The 7,243-nt window shown below is 71.4% G+C and carries 4 protein-coding genes; all 4 read left to right on the plus strand.

Annotation, left to right across the window (positions count from 1 at the left end; translation table 11 throughout):
* Positions 1–696 (plus strand): site-specific tyrosine recombinase XerD (locus tag CEK68_RS17295; RefSeq protein WP_152240131.1); only part of this gene is annotated, 696 nt, incomplete at its 5' end.
* 63 nt (positions 697–759) lie between these two features.
* Positions 760–2,955: a hypothetical protein gene (locus tag CEK68_RS17300; RefSeq protein WP_152240132.1), complete on the plus strand. Its 2,196-nt coding sequence runs from the start codon at positions 760–762 to the stop codon at positions 2,953–2,955.
* Positions 2,956–3,060: 105 nt separating this feature from the next.
* Positions 3,061–3,867, plus strand: a complete 807-nt coding sequence (locus tag CEK68_RS17305) for a DsbC family protein (protein WP_152240133.1) — start codon at positions 3,061–3,063, stop codon at positions 3,865–3,867.
* A gap of 300 nt (positions 3,868–4,167) precedes the next feature.
* Positions 4,168–7,243: phosphoribosylformylglycinamidine synthase (gene purL / locus CEK68_RS17310; RefSeq protein ID WP_152240134.1), on the plus strand; the 3,076-nt coding region annotated here is incomplete at its 3' end.

Consider the following 7,243-nt stretch of genomic DNA (forward strand, 5'->3'; position numbering starts at 1 on the left):
GCGGTCGGATCGTCGCTGCGCGCGTTCTTCGCGCTGCGCGTGCGCCGCGGCGAGCGCAGCGACGATCCGACCGCGCTGCTGGAGCCGCCGCGGCTGCCGCGTTCGCTGCCCAAGGCGCTGGCCGAAAGCCAGATCGATGCGCTGCTGGCGGCGCCGGACGCGACCGCGCCGGCAGGCTTGCGCGACCGCGCCATGCTCGAGTTGATGTACGCCGCCGGCTTGCGCGTCAGCGAGCTGGTCAACCTGCCGGCCAACGCGGTCAATCTGCGCCAGGGCGTGCTGCGGGTCACCGGCAAGGGCAGCAAGGAGCGGCTGGTGCCGTTGGGCGAGGAGTCGCAGCACTGGCTGCAGCGCTATCTGGACAGCGCCCGCCCGGCGCTGGCGGCGGGGCAGGCGGTGCCGGCCAGCGATGGCGTGGTGCCGCTGTTCATCGACGCCGCGCGCCGCGCGCTGACCCGCCAGCAGTTCTGGGGGCTGGTCAAGCGCTATGCGGCGGTGGCCGGGATCGATCCGGTGCGGATCAGCCCGCACGGCCTGCGCCACAGCTTCGCCACGCATCTGCTCAACCGCGGCGCCGACCTGCGCGCGCTGCAGATGCTGCTCGGCCACAGTTCCCTGTCCACCACCCAGATCTACACGCTGGTGGCGCGCGAGCACCTGCAGAGCCTGCACCGCAAGCATCATCCGCGTGGCTGAGCGGCAACTGCAGCTGCCGCTGCCGCCGGCGATGGCATCCTTTTCCTTCCATCGAGTGCGTCCATGAGCGAGTTGCGACATCGCGTTTCCCATGCGCCAGCACGAGCTTGTGCCGGCCTGCTGCTGCTCGCGCTCGGCAGCGCGTTCGCGGCCGGGCCGGTGCAGCCGTCCGCCATGCCGGCGGCCGAGCCTGGCGACAGCGCGTGGCAGATCGCGGCTGCCGGCACGGCGCTGGAGGCGCAGGCACCGGCGGTGCGTCGCCACGAGGATCTGCTGTTCTGGACGCTGCCGGGCGGGCAGCGCGAACCGGCCACGGCGGCGCATCTGCTGATCGCAGCGCCGTATGCCCAGGTGCAGGCCGCGGTACGTGGCGTCGTGCAGGCGCAGGGGGGCTTCCAGGAACGCAACGAGACCTCGCCGCTGTCGTATCTGCCCGACGATTGGGGCCGGGTCCTGCTGTCACGCCGCCAGGACCTGCGCGCGGCGCTGGCCGAGCGCTTCGCGCAGCCGATGCTGCAGGCGGCGGTGGAGCAGGGCGCGCTGACTGAGGAGGAGGCGCGCACGCGGCTGCAACAGGCGCGCGAGCGCAGCGATTGGGCGCCACAGGATCGCGCCGAACTGGCTGTGTTCCGCGAGACGCGCTATGCGGAATACTGCGCCACGCGCAGCGAACGCCAGGGACTGAGCGGGCGTCTGGAACTGAGGGTATGCGTCTTCGACATGACCGCGGCCATGGGGCATGCGACCACCGCGCTGAGCATCGAGCGCACCGACAACTACGCCAATCCGGATTACAGCGTGATCAGGCAGATCACCCAGTTCAATCCGCTGGGCGGTGCGTCGCAGCCGTCGCAGTTGAGCCAGCGCGTGGTGCCGGCGGTGCTGTTCCAGGCCGTGCGCCAGGCGCTCGCCGCGAGCGTGCCGCAGCAGCCGGTGCGTGTGGCCGCGTCGCCGTTGGCATGGACGCTGCCGCCGCAGCGCGCCGGTGCGGCGCCGGCCATCGCGTTTGTCCCGCCGCGCAACGACGTGCCGCTGTTGCCGTTCGACGCGCTGCCCTGGGACGCGCTCGGCGGCGAACTGGCCACGGCGGACAGCGGCGCCCGCTACCCGCGCGATCTGCTGGCGCTGCCCGACGGCGATCTGTTGCTCAGCATGCAGGTGCTGGGCGGGACGGGCGCCAGCACCCGGCTGTGGCGGCTGCATCACGACGGCACGCGTTGGCAGACGGAAACGGTCTGGCAGGGCGAGGGCGGTGCGCAGCGGCTGATGCCCGATGCGCAGGGCAGCCGCGTGTGGTTCCTGGCCGGCGCCGCTGGCGAGTCCGCCGTCCTGTATGCCTATGACGTCGCCTCGCGGCGCCTGCGTCGCTACCGGGTCGATGGCGAGGGCAGCGATGGCTACGCGCGCTGGGAACTGGATGCCGCGCAGCGCCCCGTGTATTTCGATCACAGCTACGCTGGCGGTGGCGGTGCGTTCGGCAGCAGTCGGTTCATCCTGAATGCGCCGACCGCCGCGGTACCGGCGGCGGATGGACCCTGGGCGTTCGCGCCGGTGTTCGGCGCGCCGCGACAGGCGTTGATGGATGCGGCGAAGAAGGGCAATGCGCAGCTGTGGCCGGTGCGCCTGCGCGACCCGCATGCGCTGTGGGTGGAGGATGCCCAGGGCATCGCCGCCCTCGATCCGACCAGCGGGCGTGTCCTGCGCGCGTTCGCGTTGCCGCAGCGTTTCGGTCGCCCCGATCCGGCCGACGCCTCCGGCGTGGCACCGTGGGTGCCCACCCCGTTGGGGTCGCTGCAGGGGCGCTGGATCGCCAGCGGCTTCGTGCTGATGCTGGCCGACCACGGCACCGGGACGCCGCAGTTCGCGCCGTCCGGCGCGTCGAAGGCGCAGCCCGAAGCGCGCTTCGTCGGTATGCACGTGCTGGATATGGACGACGGCCGCGTGCGCCTGTCGGCCTTGCTGGGGTGCGCCGACGCGCTGAAGGCGGCGGCCCGTTCGGCGCACGGCCGGCTGCTGGCGCTGGGTAGCGACGCCCCCGCCGCGGCCGGGCCGCAGCTGGCGCTGTGGCAGATCGCCGCCGCGCAGACACCGCTGCGCTTGGCCTCGCCGGCGCGCGGTTCGCTGAACACACTGGTGTTTTCGTGGGACGGCGCCACGCTCTGGGCCTTGACCGATGGCGGTCTGCTGCGCTGGTCGCTGCCACTGGCGCTGCGCGATCCGGCGGGTGCGGGCAGCTATCCGGAGCACGCGAAATACTGATCCGCGCCCTTGCTGCGACGGCGTGCCCCCGCTCAGCCTGTCTACATCGAGCGGACAAGGGGGTATGCGACAATCCAGCCGATCCGCAGCCCTCATGGATAGCCAATGCTCCGTTTTGCTCTTTTTGCGCTGCTGTGCGCCACTTCTCTTTCCGCCTGCGCGCAGCCGGCTTCGCCCACCGGCGGCGCTGCCGCTGCCAAGCCGGCCGCCGCCGCTCCTGCCGGCGCACCGGGCGAGCAGCGCGTACGCTCGGCGCTGCTGCAGCTCGATCCCAACTTCAAGCCCGACTACATCGGCGCCGCGCCGTTCCCCGGCTTTCGCGAAGTGGTGGTCGGCGGGCAGGTGCTGTACGTCTCCGACGACGGCCGCTACCTGTTCCAGGCGCAGCCGTTCGACATCCAGGAAAAGCAGTTCGCCTCCAGCGAAGGCCTGCTGAGCTATCGCCGCAAGCTGCTGGAGTCGGCGCCGCGTGCCGACCGCATCGTGTTCGCCCCGGCCAATCCCAAGTACACCATCAGCGTGTTCACCGATATCGAATGCGGCTACTGCCGCAAGCTGCACAGCGAGATCGGAGAGCTCAACAAGCAGGGCATCGCCGTGGAGTACCTGGCGTATCCGCGCATGGGTCTGGGCAGCCAGGACTACAAGGACATGGTCGCGGTGTGGTGCGCGGCGGACAAGAAGCAGGCACTGACCGAGGCCAAGAGCAGCGGCAAGGTGCCCGGCGCGACCAACTGCAAGAACCCGGTGACCATGCAGTACAACCTGGGCCAGCGCCTGGGCGTCAACGGCACCCCGGCGATCTTCGCCCCGGACGGCACCCAGATCGGCGGCTACCTGCCCCCGGCCAAGATGCGCGAGGCGCTGGACAAGCGCGCGGCGGAAGCGGCGAAGGCGGGCGGAAGCCGCTGAGCGGCCGGGAATGGGGAAACGGGAATCGGGAATGGGGGCGACGTCGCTCGTTCCCGCGGCCACGGCCGCTGAACGCCCGTCTCTCCCCCTCTGTCGGCGGTGCGGCCTCTGCGCCACCGCTGTTGCCGCGCCGCGTTTTGCCGCTGGAGCGTCGCGTCCGCTGTCGCCCAACCACCTCTAGCACGTCCGCTGGCGCCGACCCCGCTCGGCGGCCGGCTGTGCCGATTCCCCATTCCCGAATCCCCATTCCCAGCTCTCCGCTACAATAGCCAGCCCGTTTCCTCACACGGTTCCCCGGACATGATCGTCCTCGAGGGCGCTTCCGCCCTTTCGCCGTTCCGTCGCGCTCGGCTCGAAACCCGCCTGCAGTCCCTCGTTCCCGGCGTGCGCATCGTCGGCGCCTGGCACGTGTACTTCCTCGACGGCGACGACGCCGGACAACTGGATCTGGTCGCGGCCCGGCGCATCCTGCAGGCACAGGACGCGCCGGCGCCGGCGGAGGCGGGCACCTGCTCGCGCTACGTGGTGCCGCGGCTGGGCACGCGCTCGCCGTGGTCGAGCAAGGCCACCGAACTGGTCCGCGGCGCCGGGCTGGCGATCCGCCGGGTCGAGCGCGGTACCCGTCTGGACCTGGCCGGCTGGCCCGAGGCGCCGGCCGACCAGGCCGCGCTGGCCAAGCTGCTGCACGACCCGATGACGCAGTCGCTGCTGGACGATGCCGCGCAGGCGCAGGCGCTGTTCCAGGCGCCGGCGCGCGGCGAGGTCGAGCGCATCCCGCTGGATGCGTTGGAAGCGGCCAATGCGCGCCTGGGTCTGGCCCTGGCCCAGGACGAGATCGATTACCTGCGGCAGCGCTTCGGCGAACTCGGCCGCGATCCGGCCGACGTGGAACTGATGATGTTCGCGCAGGCCAATTCCGAGCACTGCCGGCACAAGATCTTCAACGCCAGCTGGACCATCGACGGCAAGGAGCAGGACCGCTCGCTGTTCCGGATGATCAAGCACACCCACCAGCAGACCCCGCAGCACACGCTCAGCGCGTACAGCGACAACGCGGCGGTGGTGGAAGGCCATCCGGCCGCGCGCTACCGCCCGGATCCGGCCAGCGGCGAATACCGCAGCGAGGCGGTGACGCCGTCGGCGTTCTGCATCAAGGTCGAGACCCACAACCACCCGACCGCGATCGCGCCGTTCCCGGGCGCCTCCACCGGTGCCGGCGGCGAGATCCGCGACGAGGGCGCCACCGGTCGCGGTGGCAAGCCCAAGGCCGGCCTGACCGGCTTCAGCGTCTCGCACCTGCGCATCCCCAGCCTGCCGCAGCCGTGGGAGGGCGCGCGTCCGCTCAACCCGCGCATGGCCCCGGCGCTGGAAATCATGCTGGACGGCCCGCTCGGCGGCGCCGCGTTCAACAACGAATTCGGCCGGCCCAACCTGCTCGGCTATTTCCGCAGCTTCGAGCTGCCGGAGACGCAGGACCTGACCCGCGCCTACGACAAGCCGATCATGCTGGCCGGCGGCCTGGGCGCGATCGATCGCGTGCAGGTGGAGAAGATCCCGCTGCAGCCCGGCGACGCGGTGATCGTGCTCGGCGGCCCGGCGATGCTGATCGGCCTGGGCGGCGGCGCGGCCAGTTCGGTGGCCTCCGGCGACAGCGCCGAGGACCTGGATTTCGCCAGCGTGCAGCGCGACAACCCGGAGATGGAGCGGCGCGTGCAGGAGGTCATCGACCGCTGCGTGGCGCTGGGCGCGGACAACCCGATCCGCTGGTTCCACGACGTCGGCGCCGGCGGCCTGTCCAACGCCATTCCCGAACTGCTGCACGATTCCAACGTAGGCGGCCTCATCGACCTGGACCGCGTGCCCAGCGACGACCCGTCGCTGTCGCCGATGCAGCTGTGGTGCAACGAATCGCAGGAACGCTACGTGCTCGGCGTGCCGCAGGCGCGCCTGGCCGAATTCGCCGCGATCTGCGAACGCGAGCGCTGCCCGTTTGCCGCCGTGGGCGTGGCGACCGCCGAGGAACGGCTCGTCGTGGGGTACGGGGTGCTCGGCGGTGGGAATGGAGAATCGGGAATCGGGAATGGTGAAAAGCAGGCAGGCTCCGCTGTTGCCCATTCCCCATTCCCCACTCCCCATTCCCAGCATCCGATCGATCTGCCCATGGACGTCCTCTTCGGCAAGCCGCCGAAGATGCATCGCGACACCCGGCAGCCGCCGGCGCCGCGCTGGCCGGAGCTGGACACCGAGGCGCTGGACCTGCGCGAGGCCGGGCTGCGCGTGCTGGCCCATCCGACCGTGGCGGCGAAGAGCTTCCTGGTCACCATCGGCGATCGCAGCGTCGGCGGCCTGACCGCGCGCGAGCAGATGATCGGCCCCTGGCAGCTGCCGCTGGCCGATTGCGCGATCACCCTGGCCGGTTTCGACACCCACGCCGGCGAAGCGATGGCGATCGGCGAGCGCACCCCGCTGGCCCTGCTCGACGCCGCCGCGGCGGCGCGGATGGCGGTGGGCGAGGCGATCACCAACCTGTGCGCGGCGCCGGTGCAGGCGCTGGACCAGGTCAAGCTGTCGGCCAACTGGATGGCCGCGGCCAACCACGACGGCGAGGACGCGCGCCTGTACGCCGCGGTCAAGGCGGTGGGCATGGAACTGTGCCCGCAGCTGGACCTGAGCATCCCGGTGGGCAAGGACTCGCTGTCGATGCAGGCGCAGTGGGCGGTGACCGCCGTGAATCGGGAATCGGGAGTCGGGAATGGGGAACAGCGCGATGCGTCCGCCACCGATGCCGCCGCTTCTCCGATTCCCGATTCCCCATTCTCCAGTCCCGGCGAGACGCACAAAAGCGTCTCGCCCGTCTCCCTCATCGTCTCCGCGTTCGCGCCGGTCGCCGATGCGCGGGCGCAGTTGACGCCGTTGCTGGCGCGCGAGGCCGAGAGCGAGCTGTGGCTGATCGGGTTGGGCGGTGGCAAGCAGCGCCTGGGCGGTTCGGTGCTGGCGCAGGTGCATGGCGACGGTGCGCTGCCGGCGTTCGGCGGGGCGGTGCCGGACCTGGACGATCCGCAGCGGCTGCGCGCGTTCTTCGAACTGATCCGCGATGCGCGCGAGGCTGGCCTGCTGCTGGCGTATCACGACCGCAGCGATGGCGGCGCGTTCGCCGCGCTGTGCGAGATGGCGTTCGCCTCGCGGCAGGGCCTGGACATCACCCTCGATGCCTGGGGCGACGATCCGTTCCGCAGCCTGTTCAACGAGGAACTGGGCGCGGTGGTGCAGGTCGCCAAGGAAGACCGCGCCGCGTTCGCCGACCTGGTCGAGCGCCATGCGCTGACCGAGTGTGCGCAGCGCATCGCCCGCCCCAGCACCGCCGCGGCGGTGCGCG

It is taken from the genome of Xanthomonas sp. LMG 12461 (genome assembly GCF_009192935.1).
Taxonomy (GTDB): domain Bacteria; phylum Pseudomonadota; class Gammaproteobacteria; order Xanthomonadales; family Xanthomonadaceae; genus Xanthomonas_A; species Xanthomonas_A sontii.

Bases quoted from the DNA above. Each gene is read 5' to 3' on its own strand.
- CEK68_RS17300 (WP_152240132.1), top strand. From the start codon at position 760: ATGAGCGAGTTGCGACATCGCGTTTCCCATGCGCCAGCACGAGCTTGT.
- CEK68_RS17305 (WP_152240133.1), top strand. From the start codon at position 3,061: ATGCTCCGTTTTGCTCTTTTTGCGCTGCTGTGCGCCACTTCTCTTTCC.